Consider the following 19,105-nt stretch of genomic DNA (forward strand, 5'->3'; position numbering starts at 1 on the left):
TTTCATATCTTCGCGGTTCGGACCGCTGCTTGCTATTATCTGTGCAGACCGGCCAGGCAGCTCCTCTCCAGGCGCCTAGTCTGACAGAAACCACAGAAGGTATTTTCTCAGTCCATGCTACTCATAATCGGTGCAGTCATTGTCATTGCCAGCGTCCTTGGGGGTTATGTCCTCCACGGCGGTAATCTCATGGTGTTGTGGCAGCCCACGGAAATCCTCATTATTGGCGGCGCTGCGGTAGGGTCTTTTGTGATTGCCAACCCGCTGCATACCATCAAGGAGGTGGGCAAAGGCGTTCTCAGCCAGTTGACGGGGTCTCCCTACAACAAGTCCTTTTACATGGATCTGCTCAGCCTGATGTACGAGATTTTCGACAAATCCAGAAAGCAGGGTGTGATGGCCATCGAGGAAGACATCGACAACCCGGAATCAAGCCAGATCTTCAGCCGGTATCCGGCCATCATGAAGTCGAAATACCTGTTGGCCTTTATCACCGACTACCTGAGGATCATCAGTTCTGGAAACATGGCTACCCATGAACTCGAAGGCATGATGGAAAACGAGATCGAGAGCCGTCAGCATGAACTTGAAGAGCCAGCCCATGCCGTGAACAAAATTGCGGACGCACTTCCGGGCCTGGGGATTGTTGCGGCGGTGCTCGGTATTGTTGTCACGATGAATTTCCTGAGTGAGGGGCCTGAAAGAATTGGTCTCAGCGTGGCGACGGCTTTGGTGGGAACGTTCCTCGGTATATGGATGGGGTATGGCTTCGTTGGTCCCACCTCCATTGCCATGGAGCACACCGCCAAATACGAGATCAAGGCCTACGAGTGCGCCAAATCCGCGATCGTTGCCACCGTGTCGGGCCAGGCGCCGCAGATGGCTATCGAATTCGGTCGCAAGGCCCTGCCCTCCGACAAGCGTCCGGAATTTCAGGAACTGAACGATCACGTGCGTTCGAAATAGTCTGAACCAGAACCGTCGGGAGCAGTTTCTTGGAAGAACAGCCGATCATCGTAAAGAGAAAAAAGAAGGTTGCGGCCGGGCACCATGGTGGGTCATGGAAAGTGGCCTTCGCCGATTTTGCCACCGCCATGATGGCGTTTTTTCTCGTGCTCTGGCTGACCGCTACGGCCTCTCCGGAACAGATCCGCGCCGTTGAGGGTTATTTTCGGGACCCCGTGGGATTTACCGAGGGTGGGTCGCCGAATCCTGTGGACCTTGAGGGTAGCGCTTCTGTCATTAACGAAAGCAGTGAAGATATTGAGCGTAGCGATATCCAGATCGAAGACCAGGTGGTCGAGGAGCTGGCGCAGACTCTGGAGCAGCAGCAGATGGAAGAGCTGTTTCAGGATCTGAAGGAGCGCATCGAGCAGAACGAAACGCTTCAGGAGTTCAAGGACCAGTTGCTGATTGATATTACCAGCGAAGGGCTACGTATCCAGATTGTCGACCGTTCCCAGCGCCCAATGTTCGACAGCGGTCGGGCCGAGCTAAAGTACTATTCTCAGGATATCCTGTTTGAACTTGCCAAGACGCTCAGTACCGTCAGCAACAAACTGAGCATTACCGGCCATACCGATTCCACTCCGTTTAGCGGTCGTCCCGGTTATACCAACTGGGAGTTGTCGGCGGATAGAGCCAATACGGCCCGCAGGGCGCTGGTTGCCGGTGGTGTGGGGCAGCAGCAGATTGGTCGTGTGGTCGGATTGAGCGATTCAGTGTTGTTTGACCAGAATGACCCGCAGGCTCCGGTGAATCGCCGTATTTCGATCATTGTGATGAACAAGAAAACGGCACAAGGCATACAAAACAATGCTGGCCAGTTGAACGTGCCATTGATCGACCTGACGGTCCCCACCGAAGAGCAGCAGCAGGAAGCGATGCAGCGGTTGGAGGAAGGAAGCTGGACTGAAGAAAAAGAGGAGCCCAAGCCCGGGGAGTTGAACTGGTAAGCCGGCTCAATCGACTTTCAGTCCCCGTGACTGCTGTTCCGCCATATCCTGCAGAATGCGGTTGAAGCTTTTCAGCCGCTCCGTGCTGATGCGGCCATCCTCGGCAGCCTGCGCAATAGCGCAGCCAGGATCCCCCATATGGCTGCAGTTGCGGAACTTGCAGTGACCGATCAGGTCGCGAATTTCGCGGAAACCATACTCGATCTCTTGCGGTGTCATGTGCCACAGCCCGAACTCCCGGATACCGGGTGAATCGATGAGATCACCTCCGCAGTTGAGGTGAAAAAGCTTGGCGGTCGTGGTGGTGTGAACCCCTTTTCCGGTGCTTTCCGAGACCGCGCCTACCCGGATTGACGCTTCCGGCAGTAACGTCTGGATGATAGACGACTTGCCAACTCCCGATTGACCTACGAATACGCTGGTCTGGCCTTTTACAAGGTCTTCAACCCGCACCGCCTGCTCACCCTCCAGGGTTTTGGCGGAGGTGCGTTCTATTCGATATCCGAGCTTTTCGTAACGAGCCAGCAGACGGTCGATCGCGTCGCGATTCTGGTCGGTTACCAGATCGGTCTTGTTAAGCAGGATGATGACCGGAATATCCGTGCTCTCTGCCGCCACCAGATAGCGGTCAATCAGGTTGTCATGGGGCTCCGGCTCGGGTGCTATCACCAGGATGATGTAGTCGATATTGGCAGCGACGGGTTTGAGTGCGCCGAAGTTGTCGGGTCGCTGTAGCAGGGTATGGCGGTCGCACCGCGCCACGATGACGCCGGTGCTGTCACTGCCAGGGCGCCAGATCACCTTGTCGCCGGTCACCAGGCTGTCGATATTCGCTCTTACAAAGCAGCGCAGTACCTTGCCGGTGTCTTCCCCCTCCAGGACTTCCACGTCGAGTTGCTGACCGTAGTGAGCGATAACAAGTCCCTGTTGCTCCGGGCCGAGGTCGCCAGCATCCAGTTTTTCACTGATGGATTCCTCTTTCTTCGCCGCCCGTGCAGCCCGCTCCTGCTGAATTTTCTTGATGCGCCACTGCTGCTGCTTGTTGAGTCGACGTTTTGCCATATCGTGGGTCGGTTAATTCCTGCTGGGAAATGGTGATTGCTGTAACATCATACGTGATTCATCCACAATAGGCAGACTATGTGCAGCAACGGCCGGGCAGGGCTTCCCGGGAGACGCTACGAGCACATCCCTGTGCGCTTGACTGAAGCCATCCATGGCTTCAGACACTCCCGGGAAGCCCTGCCCGGCCGTTGCCCGAATCACGAGTTAACCGCTGGAGACCAATGAATGCCAGAAGCCAACTATCTCGTCTGGATTGACCTGGAAATGACGGGCCTGGATCCGGAAAAAGAACGGATCATTGAAATCGCGACTATCGTCACCGATTCTGATCTGAATACGATCGAAGAAGGGCCGGTGATCGCGGTGCACCAGTCCGATAAACTGCTCAGTGAAATGGATGAGTGGTGTACCCGTACTCACGGCGAGAGCGGACTGACCCAGCGGGTGAAAGACAGCAAATACAGCGAAATCGATGCCGAGCAGAAAACACTGGAATTTCTGCAGCGGTATCTGGAGCCGGGGCAGTCCCCATTGTGTGGCAATAGCATCGGCCAGGACCGGCGCTTCCTGGTGAAATACATGCCGGAACTGGAAGCCTTCTTCCACTACCGCAACCTGGATGTGAGCACCATCAAGGAACTGGCTCGGCGCTGGCGGCCGGATGTGCTGGACGGGGTGAAAAAGAAGGGCAGCCATCTGGCTCTGGACGACATCCGCGACTCCATTGAAGAGTTGCGGCATTACCGGGAACACTTTTTCCAACTGTAGGCCGCGGCGCTTTCAAGCTATAAGCCGTGTCTGCGCAGGGCCCAGTGCACATGCTCCCGAACCATCTCTGACGGAAAGTCAGCCCGTTGTTTTAGGGCCTCGATCACCGGAATGGTCGATGGCGCATTGCCAAGGCCCACCGCCAGGTTTCTCAGCCATCCCTCGTAACCGGTGCGGCGGATGGCGGAGCCTTCGGTGCGTTTGAGAAATTGTTCTTCGGTCCATAGGAACAGGGTGGCCAACTCGCTGTTGTCGAGGCCATGGCGGGGCTGGAAGTCTTTTTCCGCCGTTGGTTTGCTGAATTTATTCCAGGGGCAGACCAGTTGGCAGTCGTCACAACCGAACACGCGGTTGCCCATTTTGGGGCGCAGTTCTTCCGGAATGCTGCCCTTCAGCTCTATGGTGAGGTAGCTGATGCATTTACGGGCATCGAGTTTGTGAGGGCCTTCAAAGGCATCTGTGGGGCAGACGTCCAGGCACGCGGCGCAGCTGCCACAATGTTCCTTTTCAAAAGGTTCAACCAGCGGTAATGGCGCGCTGGTAAAGATCTCTCCAAGGAAGAAAAACGAACCCGCTTTCGGATGAATCAGCATGTTGTTCTTGCCAATCCAGCCCAGGCCCGCGCGCTGGGCAAGGGCTCTTTCGAGCACAGGGGCACTGTCTACGAAAGCTCTGTAGTCGTATCCCGATACCGCCTCGTCAATGCGTTTTGCCAGGGTTGCCAGTCGTTTGCGCATTAGCTTGTGATAGTCACGTCCAGTGGCATAACGGGTAACGTAGGCCTTCTCGGGGTCAGTGAGTATTCGCCCTGGGTTGTCGGGCGCGGGCAGGTAGTCCAGCCGCACGGAAATGACCCTTTGTGTCCCTTCCACCAGTGAGATGGGGGTATAGCGTTTGTCACCATGATCTTCCATGTACGACATCTCGCCGTGAAACCCCTTTCGGAGCCAGTCCTTCAGGCGTGCTCCATGAGCGCCGGTGTCCGGGAGGGTGATGCCGGCATCACTGAAGCCCAGCTCCCGGGCCCAGGATTGGATCCGTTCTGGCAGATTTTTGAGGTTGTGGTCGGTCGATTCGGTCATGGAATGCCAGTCGAGTGGCCACCGGGTTTACCCGGTGGCCCGAACGGTAACGAAGTTTAATTTGATTAAGTTATGACCTTTTCCACTGTTTTGCTACTCTTTACAGGTATCTGGCCGATTTTCTTAATCCGAATTCTTTAGCGGGAGCCGACTTTCATGCCCCTGTCTGGTGATCATAGTTTACCAGAAGACCTCTACGCCGCCGATGCGGTGAGGGAGATTGATCGCTATGTGATTGATCAGCAAGGGGTAGACGGGTTTGACCTTATGCAGGCCGCGGCCGCCGGTGCGTTTCGCAGGCTGGTGCGCAACTGGCCGGAGCCAGGTAGGGTTCTGGTGCTGTGTGGTGCTGGCAACAATGGCGGTGACGGCTATCTGGTGGCGGCTAACGCCGCACGCCATGGTTTGGCCGTGGACTGTATTGCCGTTGCGCCTACGGGAAAGTTGTCTGGTGATGCCCGCAGGGCCTGGCAAAAGTCCTTAGCCGACGGGGTAAAAGTGCGGGAACTTGCGGATCTTGGTAGCGGCAATGCGCAGCGGTCAATTGCCAGCGCCGGGTTAATCGTGGATGCCATGCTGGGAACTGGCGTAACGGGCGCTCCGAGGGAGCCCTTTGCGACTATTATCGACGCGTGTAACGAAGCGCCCGCGCCCGTTATGGCGATTGATTTGCCGTCCGGGCTGAACGCAACCACCGGAGCGGTGGCCAGACAGGCGATACGGGCTGATGCAACGGTAACTTTTATTGGCCTCAAGGCTGGCCTGTTTACGGGGCAGGGGGTCGAGTGTGGGGGGGATATCCTGTTCGAGTCTCTGGATACCGATGACTGGGCCTCCGAGAGTGGTCAGCAGTCTTTGGCTCGCCGGGTTGACTGGCGGTCGATCCGTTCAGTTATCCCCAGGCGACCAAGAACCGCGCACAAGGGGCGTTTCGGGCATGTGCTCGTGGTGGCCGGGGACCGGGGTTTTGGTGGTGCCGGCCTATTGGCAGCCGAAGCAGCGGCAAGAACCGGGGCTGGATTGGTTACCCTGGCCACGCGCCCGGAATACGTCTCACCTGCTCTCTCTCGTTGCCCATCGGTCATGGTGCAGGGGTTGATTCATGGTTCTGAACTGCCACCGCTGATTGCGGCGGCGGATGTTATTGTCTGTGGTCCTGGCATCGGCCAGGGCGCCTGGGGGCAGCAGATGCTCCAGCAGGTCGTTGCGAGCGGTAAGCCAAGGGTGCTCGACGCAGATGCGCTCAACCTGATGGCCTCAAGGGTGGCGCAGCCAGCAGACAATCATATCCTCACCCCGCATCCCGGAGAGGCGGCACGGCTCCTGGCGTGCGATGTGGCGGAGATTGAAGAGGATCGTGTGGGCGCTGCCGGGCGAATGTCTCAGCTGTATGGTGGAGTGGTGTTGCTCAAGGGTGCCGGCACGGTGGTGGCAGGCGGAGGCGCAGTGCCGGACGTTGTCAGCGGCAGTAACCCTGGCATGGCGACTGGTGGCATGGGGGATGTTCTTTCGGGCGTGCTGGGTAGTTTGTACGCTCAACTGAAGGATGCCCGTGCTGCGGCGTCGGCAGGCGCCGCATTGCATCTGGCGGCTGCGGACCTGGCGTCGGAAACCCGCGGTTATATGGGGCTACTGCCGATGGACGTTATTGAGGCCCTGTCACAGGTATTGGTGGATTCTGAGCGTCGGCCGGATCGTCGTTCGGTTGGCGTCGGTGGAGATGAATGATGGACGTTGCAGAGCAGAATCTCTCACTGTTTCTTGAGGATGAGGTGGCAACGGAAAACCTTGGAAGGGGGCTCGCTGCGGTTGTGGTTCAGGCCGGACAGAGAGCCACGGTGTTTCTCGACGGCAACCTGGGTACGGGAAAGACGACGCTGAGCCGTGGAGTCATGCGTGGCCTTGGCCATGAAGGGGCTGTTAAAAGTCCGACCTACACCATTGTGGAGCCGTACGAGCACCTGAGCCCTCCGGCTTACCACTTCGACCTTTACAGGTTAGGTGATCCGGAAGAGTTGGAATACATGGGTATACGTGATTACTTTCAGGGCCAGAGTCTTTGTTTGATTGAGTGGCCCGAACGGGGTCAGGGAATCCTTCCGGATCCCGACCTTTGGATACGCTTGAGTGTCAGTGGAGATGGGCGTAGAGCGCTTGTCTCGGCGGCAACGACAGTGGGTGCCGGGCTACAGGCCAGGCTTGCCGCAATGCCGTTGTCGAGTCATCGAGGTTAATTATGTGTGATCAGTGCAGGTGGGCAGGAAAATGATGACAAGAATGTTCTTCAGATGGTGCCTGGCCGGTAGTGTAATGCTGACGCTGTTGTCTCCTATGGCAACCATGGCAGACGTCAACGTGGAAGGCGTGAGGATCTGGCCTGCGCCGGACCATACCCGGCTGGTGCTGGATGTTGCTGACAAGGTTGATCACAAAGTGTTTGCCTTGTCCGGGCCTTCGCGTCTGGTAATTGACCTTGAGAATACGGCGCTCAAGGCCGATTTTGACAAACTCGATCTCTCCGGCAGTCCCGTGCAGCGTATTCGAAGCGCCCCTCGCAATGGTAATGACCTTCGGGTGGTGCTCGACCTGAAGAGTGACATCAAGCCGCGCAGCTTCCAGCTCGAACCTAATCAGCAGTATGGTCACCGGCTGGTCGTAGACCTGATCGATGAAGGTGGCCTGAAGTCCCGAAAGCCATCGGAGCCAACCGTCACCGAGAACACGAATGGCAAGCGGGATATTATCGTGGTGGTTGATGCCGGCCACGGCGGCGAGGACCCGGGAGCAATCGGCCCCCGTGGCACCCGCGAAAAAGACGTGGTGCTGAGAATGTCAAAAACCCTGGCGGACCTGATTGACGCCAAGCCGGGGTATACCGCCAAGCTCACCCGTACCGGCGACTACTACATTGATCTGCGTAGCCGCACGTTACTGGCCAGAAAACACAACGCTGACCTGTTCGTGTCGGTCCATGCCGACGCCTTTCGCACGCCACAACCCCGTGGCGCTTCGGTGTTTGCGTTGTCGCAGCGGGGCGCCACCAGTGAAACCGCCCGTTGGTTGGCCAAGACCGAGAACCGATCTGACCTGATCGGAGGTGCCGGCGGGGTGTCCCTCGACGGTCGAGATGACATGCTGGCCGGTGTGCTGCTGGATCTCTCCATGACCGCCAGTATCAATTCCAGCCTGGGGGTCGGGGATTCCATCCTCGGTAGGCTTGGCAGTGTTGCCAAGCTCCACAAGAAGGGCGTTGAGCAGGCTGCGTTTGCGGTGTTGAAGTCACCGGATATTCCCTCCGTTCTCGTCGAGGCGGGATTCATCTCGAACCCGAAGGAAGAGCAGAACCTTTCCAGCGCCTGGTATCGCGAAAAACTGTCCCAGGCGGTGTTTCGGGGTATCGATGACTATTTCCAGAAGACGCCCCCGCCAGGCACGTTGTTGGCGTGGCAGAAGCAGAGCGGTCGCGGTGATGGCAGTGTCAGCCAGTACCGAATTCGCCGTGGTGATACGCTCTCCGGCGTCGCTCGGGAGAATCAGACTACTGTCAGCGAACTGATGCAGTATAACGGCCTCAATGATGACCGTGTTATGGTAGGGCAAACCATTCGTATTCCTGCATCCTGACACGAGGTCCCCTGGTAACATGCCCTCCATTCGATTACTGACGCCCCGCCTGGCAAACCAGATCGCTGCCGGCGAGGTCGTTGAGCGCCCGGCTTCGGTCGTAAAAGAACTGGTAGAAAATGCGCTTGATGCCGGTGCTCACCGGGTCGATATCGAGGTGGAGCAGGGGGGTGTAAAACTGATTCGGGTGCGTGATGACGGCGTCGGCATTGATGAGACGGACCTGCCCCTTGCGCTCAGTCGTCATGCCACCAGCAAGATTGAAAACCTTGAAGACCTGGAGGCGGTGGCTTCCCTGGGGTTTCGGGGTGAGGCCCTGGCCAGTATCAGTTCGGTTTCCAGGCTGGCGCTGACATCACGCACAGAGCGTCAGGAAGCGGCCTCGAGGGTGGAAGTGGAAGGGCGCGATATGGATGCCAGCATTTCCCCGGCCGCCCACCCAGTAGGTACAACGGTGGAAGTCCGGGACCTGTTCTTTAATACCCCGGCCCGGCGCAAGTTTCTCCGTACTGAAAAGACCGAGTTCAACCATGTTGAAGAATGTATTCGCCGCCAGGCCCTGAGCCGATTCGATACCGGGTTCACGCTTCGACATAACCAGCGCGTCGTCCAGAGCCTGAGGCCAGCGGAGAATCCGCTGGATCGGGAGAGGCGGATTGGCTCTCTGTGTGGTCAGCAGTTTATCGACAATGCCGTCATGATCGACGCTGAGGCCACGGGGCTTAAACTGTGGGGGTGGGTCGCGTTGCCGACCTTTTCCCGCAGTCAGGCAGATCTGCAGTACTTTTTTGTCAACGGGCGGGTGATACGGGATCGGCTGGTGGCGCATGCCGTACGTCAGGCCTACCGGGATGTGCTTTACAACAACCGTCATCCGGCGTTCGTGTTGTACCTGGAAGTAGATCCCGCGAACGTGGACGTGAATGTTCACCCCACCAAGCACGAAGTACGTTTTCGCGATGGGCGACTGGTTCACGATTTTATTTTCCGGACGCTTCACAAGGCGCTGGCAGATGTGCGCCCGGATGATCATCTCAAGGGAGCGGTAGCCCAGTCCCACGGTCGGGAAGCCGGTACAGCGACCGGTGGTTTTGGTGTTCAGGCTGCCATGCCTGGCGTTAATCAACAGCCCGCCTCCCATCCGTTTGCAGATTCCGTCGACAGCCCGCAGAATGCTGGGTTCTCCGGAAATCCGAGGCCTCCGCAGCATGAATGGCAGGCCCGCGATCAGATGGCGTTCTACCAGTCTCTGAACGAGGGAGGTGGAACCAGCGCTCAGGCCGCGATGGCCGAATCCGGCGATTTGGCCGTTGCTGCGCCGACGCCGCCGCAGGACAGCAGTGATGAGCCGCCCCTTGGGTATGCCATCGCCCAACTGCACGGAATTTACATCCTTGCCCAGAGTCGTCAGGGGATGATTGTGGTGGATATGCACGCCGCTCATGAGCGCATTACCTATGAACGCATGAAGCGTGCGCTGGACGCGCAGGACCTGAAGAGTCAGCCACTGTTGGTGCCGGTCTCGCTGGCTGTCAGTCAGAAAGAGGCGGCATTGGCAGAAACTCGCGGTGATGAGCTTTTGCAGTTGGGGCTGCGGGTCGAGCGCATTGGTCCTGAAACCCTCGCCGTGCGACAGGTGCCTGCTCTCTTGCGGGGTGCGGACACCGAGCAACTGGTGCGGGACGTGCTGTCTGATCTGATTGAGAACGGTGAAAGCGACCGTGTGGAGGCGGTGACCCACGAATTGCTTGGTACCATGGCATGTCACGGCTCTGTGCGAGCCAATCGGCAACTGACTATCCCGGAAATGAATACCCTGTTGCGGGACATGGAAGCCACCGAGCGCAGTGGTCAGTGCAACCATGGCCGGCCCACCTGGACTGTGGTCACCCTGTCCGAGCTGGACAAACTGTTCCTGCGCGGGCGTTAGCGCCGGTATGACGGTATCAACCGCTAAAGGCGCCAAGCCCCTTGCCATATGCCTGATGGGGCCGACTGCCTCGGGCAAGACCGATCTGGCCATCGAGCTCTGCCAGCGACTTCCCTGCGACATCATCAGCGTTGATTCGGCGATGATTTACCGGGGTATGGATATTGGAACCGCCAAGCCCTCGCGAGAGGAGCTGGCTCAGGCACCACACCGGCTAATTGACATCTGTGACCCGGCGGAAGTTTACTCGGCGGCGGACTTCCGTCGCGATGCCCTGCGTGAAATGAACGACATTGCGGCGGCCGGTCGAATTCCATTATTGGTGGGTGGCACCATGATGTACTTCAAAGCGTTGCTGCATGGTATGTCTGACCTGCCGTCCGCTGACCCGGGCGTCCGAGAGGCCCTAGAGCATGAAGCCAGGGAGCGAGGCTGGGGTGCCCTCCATCAGGAGCTGGAACGACAGGACCCGGTGGCCGCCAGGCTCATTCATCAAAATAACCGGCAGCGACTCATTCGGGCACTTGAGGTGATTCGTCTGACGGGACGGCCGATTTCCTCAATATGGCAAGACAAGGCGAGCAGAGGACAGGCAGAAGGCAGCCAGAACAGTGACGGCATTGAGGATTACACCTATTTCACTCAATGGCAGGCAGACGAATCGCCGTCTCTTCCGTATACTGTAGTGCAGCTTGCGATGGCTCCCGCCGAGAGGCGGATACTCCATGAAAGAATAGCCCTGCGTTTTCAGGCCATGCTGAAAGCGGGTTTTCTTGATGAGGTCAGGGCGCTAATGGCCAGGGGTGATCTGAACGCTGGCCTGCCTTCCATGCGTTGTGTCGGGTATCGTCAGGGCTGGGCCCATCTGGCCGGTGATTATGATTATGACACCATGGTGGACAAGGGCGTTGCCGCTACCCGGCAGCTTGCCAAGCGACAGTTGACCTGGTTGCGAAAGTGGTCCGGCGTGGACTGGCTGGACAGTAACGACAAACTTATGTCAGACACTGCCTTGAAAATTATCGAGTGTCGCACCACATTTAACAATTGAAGTTGACGATCTGCCTTTACTCATAAATAGGAGAATACACATGTCAAAAGGGCACTCTCTACAAGACCCTTACCTCAATGCATTACGCAAGGAACGCATTCCGGTTTCCATCTTTCTGGTCAATGGTATCAAGCTTCAAGGCCAGATAGAGTCTTTTGACCAGTTCGTGATTTTGCTGAAAAACACTGTCAGCCAGATGGTCTACAAGCATGCCATTTCCACTGTGGTGCCTGCACGGAATGTTCGTATTCCGCCACAGGCCCCGGGTGGAGAAGAATCTGAAGACTGATTTATCCGGTAAAATCGGTGTTGCCACCCGCGCTCCCGAAGAGCCTGAACAGGCTCCGAGGGCCGCGGGTGTTTGTTTTGGGAGCAGGTGCAGCCTGACTGATTTGGAGTTGTTACTACTTGTTTGAGCGTCCCGACGTTGGTGAACGGGCGATTCTCGTTCATATTGAGTTTTCCTCACATGAAGAAGCCGAGGATCTCGGAGAGTTCCGTGAACTGGTCTGGTCCGCCGGCGTTGAGCCTGTCGGTGTTGTTAGCGGTTCACGTAAGCAGCCCAGTCCGAGATTGTTCGTTGGAGAGGGGAAGCTGGAAGAAATCCGCGATGCGGTGACAGCCAACGAAGCGGATGTGGTGCTGTTCAATCACGCACTCAGCCCCAGCCAGGAACGAAACATCGAGCGCGAATTGAGATGCCGTGTGCTCGACCGAACGGGCGTTATCCTGGATATTTTTGCTCAGCGGGCCCGTACCCATGAAGGTAAGCTCCAGGTGGAACTGGCTCAACTTGAGCATATGTCGACCCGCCTCATTCGGGGTTGGACGCACCTTGAGCGCCAGAAGGGCGGTATCGGTCTGCGTGGTCCGGGTGAAACCCAGCTGGAGACCGACCGGCGGTTGCTGCGGGAACGTATCAAGTCCATTCATCGCCGTCTGGAAAAGGTCCGCAAACAGCGTAACCAGGGGCGCCGGGCCCGGATGCGTGCAGATATTCCAACCGTCTCACTGGTGGGTTACACCAACGCGGGCAAGTCCACGTTGTTTAACCGAATAACGACATCAACCGTTTACGCGGCGGATCAGTTGTTTGCAACCCTGGACCCGACTCTCAGGCGTCTGGAACTTCCGGACATTGGTCCGGTCGTAATGGCCGACACGGTCGGCTTTATCCGCCACCTCCCTCACAAGCTGGTCGAAGCTTTCCGTGCCACCCTGGAAGAAACCACAGAAGCTTCTATTTTGCTTCACATAATCGATTGCCATGATCACCGGCGCGACGAGAATATGGAGCAGGTAGAAGAAGTGCTGGCAGAAATTGGTGCCGATGAGATTCCGGTGCTGCAGGTTTTCAACAAGATCGACCTGCTGGATAATTTCCTGCCGCGGGTTGATCGCAATGAGGACGGCGTTCCCGTACGTGTCTGGGTCTCAGCGGTCACCGGGGAAGGGCTTGAAGACCTGTTCGATACGATTGTTGAGCGATTGGCGGAAGACGTTATCCACCAATTCGTGCTGCTGGGCCCGACAGACGGCAAGTTGCGGGCGCTTTTGCATGAAGCGGGCTCTGTCGTAACAGAGCGTCACCGCGATAGCGGGGATTCGGTACTGGAAGTTCGTTTGCAGCATCGTGACTGGTTACAGCTTTTGAGCCGCGCTGGCGTGCGCGAAAATGATGTAAGGCTTGAAGAACAACATACATAGGCCGGCTGTGCTATTGCCGGGGCGCTTATAAATCCCTAGTATTTGCAGCCATTCGATTAGTTTGGAACGGAGAACACTATGGCCTGGAATGAACCGGGTGGAAATCGCAACGACAATGACCCCTGGGGGACCGGTGGCGGTCGTGGCGGAAATGATCAGGGTCCACCGGACCTGGACGAGGCGCTGAAAAAGGGCCTCGACAAGCTCAACCGCTTGCTGGGTGGCAAGGGCAACAAGTCCGGAGGTAACGGCGGCAGTTCGTCTTCAGGAGGCGGCGCTGGCGGTTTTGGTGCCATCCTTGCGCTGGCGGCCATCATTTTTGCCGGATACGTGATCTTTCAATCGTTCTACACCGTGAACGAGCAGGAACGCGCGGTTGTGCTTCGCTTTGGTGAGTTCAGTCGTACCGAGACGCCGGGCCTGCGTTTCAAGGTTCCGTTGATCGATAGCGTTTATCTGGTCAGGGTAACCAATGTGCGGAATGCGGAATCCACCGGGCAGATGCTGACACAGGACGAGAACCTCGTCTCTGTCGACCTTCAGGTCCAGTATCGTGTTGGTGATGCCAAGTCTTACGTGCTGAACGTCCGTGATTCCAACCAGGCATTGGCTTTCGCTACTGACAGTGCCTTGCGCCATGAAGTTGGCAGTTCAACACTCGACGACGTGTTGACGGAAGGTCGTGCGGAGTTGGCTGTTCGTGTGGAACAGCGTCTGCAGAGCTTCCTGGAAGAATACGGCACTGGCCTGACCATTGTTCGTGTAAACGTCGAGAGCACTCAGCCACCCGATGCAGTGCAGGATGCCTTCCGTGAAGTGCAGCGCGCCCGTGAGGACGAGCAGCAGGTCAAGGAAGAAGCGGAAACCTACCGCAATAAAGTGGTCCCTGAAGCCCGTGGCCGGGCACAGCGCCTGACTGAGGAAGCGGCAGCCTACAAGGAAGAGGTTATTGAGCGTGCCCGTGGTGAGACCTCGCGTTTTCTGGCGGTTCTTGATGTGTACCAGACCGCACCGGAAGTTACTCGCGAGCGTATGTATATCCAGGCGCTTGAAGGGGTTCTGTCAAATACCAGCAAAGTGCTGGTGGACACCCAGAGCAGTGACAACATGATGTATCTGCCTCTGGACAGGCTGACCAACCGCTCTGGTGGCAATACCGGTAACCAGAACCGTTCCGGCGGCTCCGGTAGTGGTGATGTCGACATCAAGACCCTGTCAGACCAGGTGATTCAGGAGCTGCGAGGCAGACAGGATAGTGGCGTTCGGAGGAGCAGATAATGTTGGGACCCAAAAGTATTGTAGGCCTTGCAGGCGCCCTGATTGTCGTACTGGTTACGCTCTCCAGTGTTTACATTATCCCGGAAACCCACCGGGGTGTGCTGCTTCGGTTTGGTGAACTGATCGAAACAGACATCAAAGCGGGTATTCATTTCAAGGTGCCGGTGATTGATCAGGTGCGCGAGTTCGATATCCGCCTGCTGACTACCGACCTTCCGTCGCGTCAGTATCTGACCATCGAGAAGAAGCCCCTTGATGTGGACTCCTACATCGCCTGGAAGATTCGCGACGTGGACCAGTTCTACCGTGCCACCGGGGGTGACGAGTACCGCGCCTCCGAGCTGCTGCTGTCCCGGGTGGACAACGGCTTACGGGATGAGTTCGGTGTTCGGACCATGGTTGAGGTTGTTTCCGGTCAGCGTGACGAGCTGATGCAGACTCTGCGGGACCGTGTGAACGAAACCTCGCTCAAGGAATTTGGCATTGAAGTGGTGGATATCCGCGTTAGAGCCATCGAGTTCCCGGGGCAGGTAAGTCAGAACGTTTATCGTCGCATGGCTACTGAACGTGAAAAGCTGGCGCAGGAATTCCGCTCTCGCGGTCGCGAGTTGGCCGAGGGTATTCGTGCGGATGCTGATCGCCAACGCACCGTTATCCTGGCGGAAGCCTTTGCCAAGGCAGAGGAAATGCGCGGTGAAGGCGATGGGCAGGCTGCTCAGATCTATGCCGATGCATACGGTTCAAATAGCGAGTTCTATAGCTTCTATCGCAGTCTGGAAGCCTATCAGAATACCTTCGCCAACGAAGACGACATCATGGTCATCGACACCGATAGCGACTTCCTGAAGTTCCTGAAGGACCCCCAGGGCAACCGCTAACCACGACGGTGGCAACGACAAAACCGGAATACCTCGGTATTCCGGTTTTTTTGTGCCTGCCAACAGTGTAAAATTCTGCCGGTTTTGGTTCGGGTTTTCTCTTTTCCCGAGCATCGCCCTAAATCCTGTGCACTCTCGTGGCAAGAAGCTTCCGCCCCGGGACAGAACGGACAACCGAATCTCATGACAGTATCTGATCGCTGGCTACTGCCGGATGGTGTGGAAGACATTCTTCCGCCGCTGGCTGGACAGATTGAATCCCTGCGCCGGGATGTAATGGATACCTGCCAGCGTTGGGGTTACCAGCTGGTTATCCCACCGTTGATCGAATACCTCGAATCACTTTTCACGGGTACCGGCCACGACCTGGAGCTTCAGACCTTCAAGCTGACCGATCAGCTGACAGGCAGAATGATGGGGCTGCGTGCAGACATGACGCCGCAGGCGGCGCGCATTGATGCCCATACCCTCGGCCAGGAAGGCATTACGAGGTTGTGTTACGCCGGGCACGTGCTGCATACCCGGCCACGCCATATGCTGACGGGGCGCACTCCCATCCAGGCCGGTTGTGAGCTGTTTGGCAGCGCCTCCGAATCGGCGGATCTGGAAGTGATCAGCCTGATGCTTGAAACCCTGCGGGTATCGGGTTTGCCCCGGATCCACCTGGATCTTGCCCATGTCGCGATCTACGAGACGTTGGTGGGAGAGGCCGGGTTTGATCGTGATACCGGAGTGGCGATATTTGATGCCATGGCCCGTAAGTCGGTGCCGGAACTGGACGAACTGCTTGGCGAGTGCCCACAGGGTTCCGCGGGTGGCATGCTCAGGGAGCTGGCCAGGGTCAGTGGTGGAAAGGATGCCCTGCGTGAGGCAAAGCGCATTCTTGAAGGGGCGCCGGAACCCCTTCGTCAGGCACTGGATCAACTGGATCGAGTGGCGGAGATGCTGGCCGGGAGCTATCCAGAGGTAAGCTTCGGGTTCGATTTTTGTGAGCTTCGAGGGTACAACTACCACACCGGGCTGGTGTTCGCGGCCTACGTGCCTGGGCATGGCGACGCGGTAGCAAAGGGCGGTCGCTACGATGCTATTGGCAGTGATTTCGGTCGTGCACGTCCGGCGACGGGCTTCAGTCTTGATATCCGTGCGCTGGTCTCACTTGGCCAGCGGGCCGGCCGCGCCAGAAAGGCAATATGGGCGCCAGTCACCGAAGACCCTGCGCTGGATGGTGTGATTTCCGGCTTGCGGATGACGGAGACGGTTATCCGTGCCCTGCCGGAAGACGAAGGCGTTGATCCGGGATCGCGCAATTGCGATCGCGCCCTGGTGAAACGTGACGGCCAGTGGGTCGTGGAGCAGCTGGACTGATTGCCTTAGGGATCGGACCACTCATTTACAGGTAAACCTGCGGGTGCCCCGTCGTTTGGCGAGGCCGCATTGAGAGAGAGTCATGGGTAAAAACGTTGTAGTGCTGGGCACCCAGTGGGGTGATGAAGGAAAAGGCAAGATTGTTGACCTGCTGACCGATAAGGTTGCGGCTGTGGTACGCTTTCAGGGCGGCCATAATGCCGGCCATACTCTGGTTATAGAAGGCAAGAAAACCGCCCTTCATCTGATTCCGTCTGGCATTCTTCGCCAGGATGTCCAGTGCCTGATCGGCAACGGCGTCGTACTCTCTCCGGAAGCGTTGCTGAAGGAAGTCCGCGAACTCGAAGGCAATGGAGTTGCTGTGCGGGAGCGTCTGAAGATCAGTCTGGCGTGCCCGGTTATCCTCAAGACCCACGTCCGTATTGACCAGGCGCGCGAGCGTGCGCGAGGTGTCGACAAGATTGGCACCACCGGTCGCGGTATCGGACCGGCCTACGAAGACAAGGTTTCCCGTCGCGGGGTCCGCGTTGGGGACCTGTGTGATCCGAAAAGCTTCGAAGAGAAGCTCCGGGAAATCATGTCATACCATAATTTCGTGTTGACCGAGTACTTCAAGGAAGAGCCCGAAGACATTGACCAGGCATTTTCCGAACTGATGTCCATGGGCGAGGAAATTCTTCCGATGTCTGCCGACGTCACGGATATTCTCCATGACCTTCGCAAGCGCGGCGAACACATCCTCTTTGAAGGTGCACAGGGTTCGTTGCTGGACATTGATCTGGGTACCTATCCGTACGTCACCTCCTCGAACACCACGGCTGGCGGTACCGCTACCGGGTCTGGTTTTGGGCCGCTGTTCCTGGATTATGTGCTGGGGATCACCAAGGCTTACACCACCCGTGTGGGTTCAGGTCCGTTCCCGACCGAGCTGTTTGATGATATGGGCCATCACCTTGCGGTTAAGGGTAACGAGATTGGTACCACCACCGGGCGCTCGCGCCGTTGTGGCTGGTTTGATGCGGTCGCACTGCGTCATGCCATCCAGATTAACAGCGTATCCGGTATTTGCCTGACCAAGCTGGACGTGCTTGATGGTATGGACACGGTGAAGGTGTGCATTGGCTACAAAACGCCAAACGGCGAGATTACCCGCCCGCCGATCGGTTGCGATACCTACAAGGACATCGAGCCGGTGTACGCGGAACTTCCGGGTTGGCAGGAGAGCACAGTGGGCCTGACCGGCCTGGACCAGTTGCCGGAGAACGCCAGGGCCTATATCCGTTTCCTGGAAGAGCAGATCGAAGCACCGATCGATATCATTTCCACTGGCCCCGACCGCGTTGAGACGGTGATTCTGCGCCACCCCTTCGGCGAGTAACCTTCCTGGGTTGTCGCGGGCCGCTTCAGGGCTTGTCCGCGATAACCGTTGCCCTTTTCGGGCCTGGATAGCCTTCCACGGTCCTCGTCGGGTCGTCCGGGTCGAGAAAGTCCTGCAGCGACTGGAATCGCATCCAGTCGGTGCTGCGTTGCTCCTCAATTGTGGTTTCTGTCACATCCACCACGCGGGCGTTGCGGAAACCGGTGCGGTCCAGCCAGCGTAGCAGAGTGTCACAGCTCGGAAGGAACCAGACGTTGCGCATCCGGCCGTAGCGGTCCTCCGGCATCAGACTGTAGCCTTCCGGCCCATCCGCTATTAGCGTTTCCAGCACCAGTTCGCCACCCGGGCGGAGTGTGTCTTTCAATTCCAGCAAGTGATCCAGTGGTGAGCGGCGGTGGTAGAGCACACCCATTGAGAAAGTGGTGTCGAACGCTTGCAGCTTCGGCGGCAAATCCTCCACGCGCACCGGAAGCAGATCAATGCGCTGCTCCTGGCCTACATACTGTTTGACGCTGAGAAACTGGAACAGGAACAACAGTCCCGGGTCGATGCCAATCACCCGGCCGGCCCCCTCACCCAGCATGCGCCAACAGTGATAGCCAGAGCCGCAACCGACATCCAGTATCTGCCGACCGTCGAGATCTGACAGGTAGGGGGCCACGCGGTCCCATTTCCAGTCGGAACGCCATTCGGTATCGATATAGGTGCCAAAGAACTCGAACGGCCCCTTACGCCAGGGCATCAGTCCTCGTAGCCCGTCTTCAAGCTTTGCACGGTTTTCGGTGCTTAGGGACTGGCCGGTGTTGAGGGTAATGGCCGACTGGTTCAGGCTCGCATTGACATCACCGATGTGGGGCAGGGTGTCCAGAGCCCGCTTCCATCGGGCAACATCCCCATGGGGGTTGTCGTCAAAGCGCTTTTGTAGCTGTTGCTGCAGCTGCTTCCGCCAGCGTTCAAGGCCACGGCTATCAAGATCGTCAAGCAGCGGGGCAAAGCATCCCTGCCAGTCGAAGGTCGTCATGAA

The 19,105-nt window shown here is 57.5% G+C and carries 17 protein-coding genes; 14 read left to right on the top strand and 3 right to left on the bottom strand.

Translation table 11 applies throughout. The annotated features are described in order from the left end of the window. The first annotated feature begins 114 nt into the window (after positions 1 to 114). Positions 115 to 966 (top strand): flagellar motor stator protein MotA, encoded by an 852-nt coding sequence (gene motA, locus AC13D2_RS11785; RefSeq protein WP_292047384.1) that lies wholly within the window; start codon positions 115 to 117, stop codon positions 964 to 966. Between the two features lie 29 nt (positions 967 to 995). Continuing rightward, on the top strand, positions 996 to 1,955 hold the full coding sequence (motB, locus tag AC13D2_RS11790; RefSeq protein WP_300499009.1) for a flagellar motor protein MotB: 960 nt from the start codon (positions 996 to 998) through the stop codon (positions 1,953 to 1,955). 6 nt (positions 1,956 to 1,961) lie between these two features. Here motB and rsgA read toward each other — a convergent pair whose 3' ends face one another. Then, positions 1,962 to 3,017: a small ribosomal subunit biogenesis GTPase RsgA gene (gene rsgA / locus AC13D2_RS11795; RefSeq protein ID WP_420389195.1), complete on the bottom strand. Its 1,056-nt coding sequence runs from the start codon at positions 3,015 to 3,017 to the stop codon at positions 1,962 to 1,964. A gap of 228 nt (positions 3,018 to 3,245) precedes the next feature. Between rsgA and orn the strand changes: the two genes are divergently transcribed. Further along, positions 3,246 to 3,788 carry an oligoribonuclease gene (orn, locus tag AC13D2_RS11800; RefSeq protein ID WP_300497493.1) on the top strand — a complete coding sequence of 181 codons (543 nt, stop codon included), beginning with the start codon at positions 3,246 to 3,248 and terminating at the stop codon, positions 3,786 to 3,788. Between the two features lie 17 nt (positions 3,789 to 3,805). On the opposite strand, the gene queG is transcribed toward orn, so the two are convergent. Continuing rightward, the gene (queG, locus tag AC13D2_RS11805) at positions 3,806 to 4,870 is read right to left on the bottom strand and encodes a tRNA epoxyqueuosine(34) reductase QueG (RefSeq protein WP_482938642.1); all 1,065 of its coding nucleotides are present in this window, start codon (positions 4,868 to 4,870) and stop codon (positions 3,806 to 3,808) included. 156 nt (positions 4,871 to 5,026) lie between these two features. Here queG and AC13D2_RS11810 point away from each other — a divergent pair, with 156 nt between their 5' ends. The 11 genes from AC13D2_RS11810 (at position 5,027) to AC13D2_RS11860 (ending at position 18,081) form a co-directional block, all read left to right on the top strand. Then, a complete protein-coding gene (locus AC13D2_RS11810) occupies positions 5,027 to 6,598 on the top strand; it encodes an NAD(P)H-hydrate dehydratase (RefSeq protein WP_482938643.1) in 1,572 nt (523 codons plus the stop codon). Continuing rightward, positions 6,598 to 7,104: a tRNA (adenosine(37)-N6)-threonylcarbamoyltransferase complex ATPase subunit type 1 TsaE gene (gene tsaE, locus AC13D2_RS11815; RefSeq protein ID WP_292047670.1), complete on the top strand. Its 507-nt coding sequence runs from the start codon at positions 6,598 to 6,600 to the stop codon at positions 7,102 to 7,104. The genes AC13D2_RS11810 and tsaE overlap by 1 nt, the downstream gene beginning before the upstream one ends. A gap of 76 nt (positions 7,105 to 7,180) precedes the next feature. Beyond that, a complete protein-coding gene (locus AC13D2_RS11820; protein WP_292047671.1) occupies positions 7,181 to 8,494 on the top strand; it encodes an N-acetylmuramoyl-L-alanine amidase in 1,314 nt (437 codons plus the stop codon). Between the two features lie 19 nt (positions 8,495 to 8,513). Further along, positions 8,514 to 10,424 (top strand): DNA mismatch repair endonuclease MutL, encoded by a 1,911-nt coding sequence (gene mutL, locus AC13D2_RS11825; RefSeq protein ID WP_300497489.1) that lies wholly within the window; start codon positions 8,514 to 8,516, stop codon positions 10,422 to 10,424. Positions 10,425 to 10,431: 7 nt separating this feature from the next. Continuing rightward, a complete protein-coding gene (gene miaA, locus AC13D2_RS11830) occupies positions 10,432 to 11,475 on the top strand; it encodes a tRNA (adenosine(37)-N6)-dimethylallyltransferase MiaA (RefSeq protein ID WP_300497487.1) in 1,044 nt (347 codons plus the stop codon). A gap of 40 nt (positions 11,476 to 11,515) precedes the next feature. Then, on the top strand, positions 11,516 to 11,764 hold the full coding sequence (gene hfq, locus AC13D2_RS11835; RefSeq protein WP_007154829.1) for an RNA chaperone Hfq: 249 nt from the start codon (positions 11,516 to 11,518) through the stop codon (positions 11,762 to 11,764). Between the two features lie 119 nt (positions 11,765 to 11,883). Beyond that, positions 11,884 to 13,182 carry a ribosome rescue GTPase HflX gene (gene hflX / locus AC13D2_RS11840; RefSeq protein ID WP_292047393.1) on the top strand — a complete coding sequence of 433 codons (1,299 nt, stop codon included), beginning with the start codon at positions 11,884 to 11,886 and terminating at the stop codon, positions 13,180 to 13,182. 78 nt (positions 13,183 to 13,260) lie between these two features. Next, positions 13,261 to 14,460, top strand: a complete 1,200-nt coding sequence (gene hflK, locus AC13D2_RS11845) for an FtsH protease activity modulator HflK (RefSeq protein WP_482938644.1) — start codon at positions 13,261 to 13,263, stop codon at positions 14,458 to 14,460. Between the two features lie 2 nt (positions 14,461 to 14,462). Further along, the gene (gene hflC / locus AC13D2_RS11850; RefSeq protein ID WP_482938753.1) at positions 14,463 to 15,338 is read left to right on the top strand and encodes a protease modulator HflC; all 876 of its coding nucleotides are present in this window, start codon (positions 14,463 to 14,465) and stop codon (positions 15,336 to 15,338) included. A gap of 183 nt (positions 15,339 to 15,521) precedes the next feature. Continuing rightward, complete coding sequence (locus tag AC13D2_RS11855; RefSeq protein WP_300497475.1) at positions 15,522 to 16,703, top strand: ATP phosphoribosyltransferase regulatory subunit; 1,182 nt, start codon at positions 15,522 to 15,524, stop codon at positions 16,701 to 16,703. A gap of 82 nt (positions 16,704 to 16,785) precedes the next feature. Further along, positions 16,786 to 18,081 (top strand): adenylosuccinate synthase, encoded by a 1,296-nt coding sequence (locus AC13D2_RS11860; protein WP_292047395.1) that lies wholly within the window; start codon positions 16,786 to 16,788, stop codon positions 18,079 to 18,081. Between the two features lie 25 nt (positions 18,082 to 18,106). Here AC13D2_RS11860 and cmoB read toward each other — a convergent pair whose 3' ends face one another. Beyond that, positions 18,107 to 19,102, bottom strand: coding sequence for a tRNA 5-methoxyuridine(34)/uridine 5-oxyacetic acid(34) synthase CmoB (cmoB, locus tag AC13D2_RS11865; protein ID WP_292047396.1), 996 nt, complete (start codon positions 19,100 to 19,102; stop codon positions 18,107 to 18,109). Between the last annotated feature and the right edge of the window lie 3 nt (positions 19,103 to 19,105).

Source organism: Marinobacter sp. B-12 (assembly GCF_056857915.1).

What these genes read in the sequence shown, in the direction of transcription:
- rsgA (WP_420389195.1), bottom strand. Translation starts at nt 3,017, where the DNA reads ATGGCAAAACGTCGACTCAACAAGCAGCAGCAGTGGCGCATCAAGAAA.
- miaA (WP_300497487.1), top strand. Translation starts at nt 10,432, where the DNA reads ATGACGGTATCAACCGCTAAAGGCGCCAAGCCCCTTGCCATATGCCTG.
- AC13D2_RS11820 (WP_292047671.1), top strand. Translation starts at nt 7,181, where the DNA reads ATGCTGACGCTGTTGTCTCCTATGGCAACCATGGCAGACGTCAACGTG.
- AC13D2_RS11855 (WP_300497475.1), top strand. Translation starts at nt 15,522, where the DNA reads ATGACAGTATCTGATCGCTGGCTACTGCCGGATGGTGTGGAAGACATT.
- AC13D2_RS11860 (WP_292047395.1), top strand. Translation starts at nt 16,786, where the DNA reads ATGGGTAAAAACGTTGTAGTGCTGGGCACCCAGTGGGGTGATGAAGGA.
- mutL (WP_300497489.1), top strand. Translation starts at nt 8,514, where the DNA reads ATGCCCTCCATTCGATTACTGACGCCCCGCCTGGCAAACCAGATCGCT.
- AC13D2_RS11810 (WP_482938643.1), top strand. Translation starts at nt 5,027, where the DNA reads ATGCCCCTGTCTGGTGATCATAGTTTACCAGAAGACCTCTACGCCGCC.
- orn (WP_300497493.1), top strand. Translation starts at nt 3,246, where the DNA reads ATGCCAGAAGCCAACTATCTCGTCTGGATTGACCTGGAAATGACGGGC.
- cmoB (WP_292047396.1), bottom strand. Translation starts at nt 19,102, where the DNA reads ATGACGACCTTCGACTGGCAGGGATGCTTTGCCCCGCTGCTTGACGAT.
- tsaE (WP_292047670.1), top strand. Translation starts at nt 6,598, where the DNA reads ATGGACGTTGCAGAGCAGAATCTCTCACTGTTTCTTGAGGATGAGGTG.
- hfq (WP_007154829.1), top strand. Translation starts at nt 11,516, where the DNA reads ATGTCAAAAGGGCACTCTCTACAAGACCCTTACCTCAATGCATTACGC.
- motA (WP_292047384.1), top strand. Translation starts at nt 115, where the DNA reads ATGCTACTCATAATCGGTGCAGTCATTGTCATTGCCAGCGTCCTTGGG.
- queG (WP_482938642.1), bottom strand. Translation starts at nt 4,870, where the DNA reads ATGACCGAATCGACCGACCACAACCTCAAAAATCTGCCAGAACGGATC.
- hflK (WP_482938644.1), top strand. Translation starts at nt 13,261, where the DNA reads ATGGCCTGGAATGAACCGGGTGGAAATCGCAACGACAATGACCCCTGG.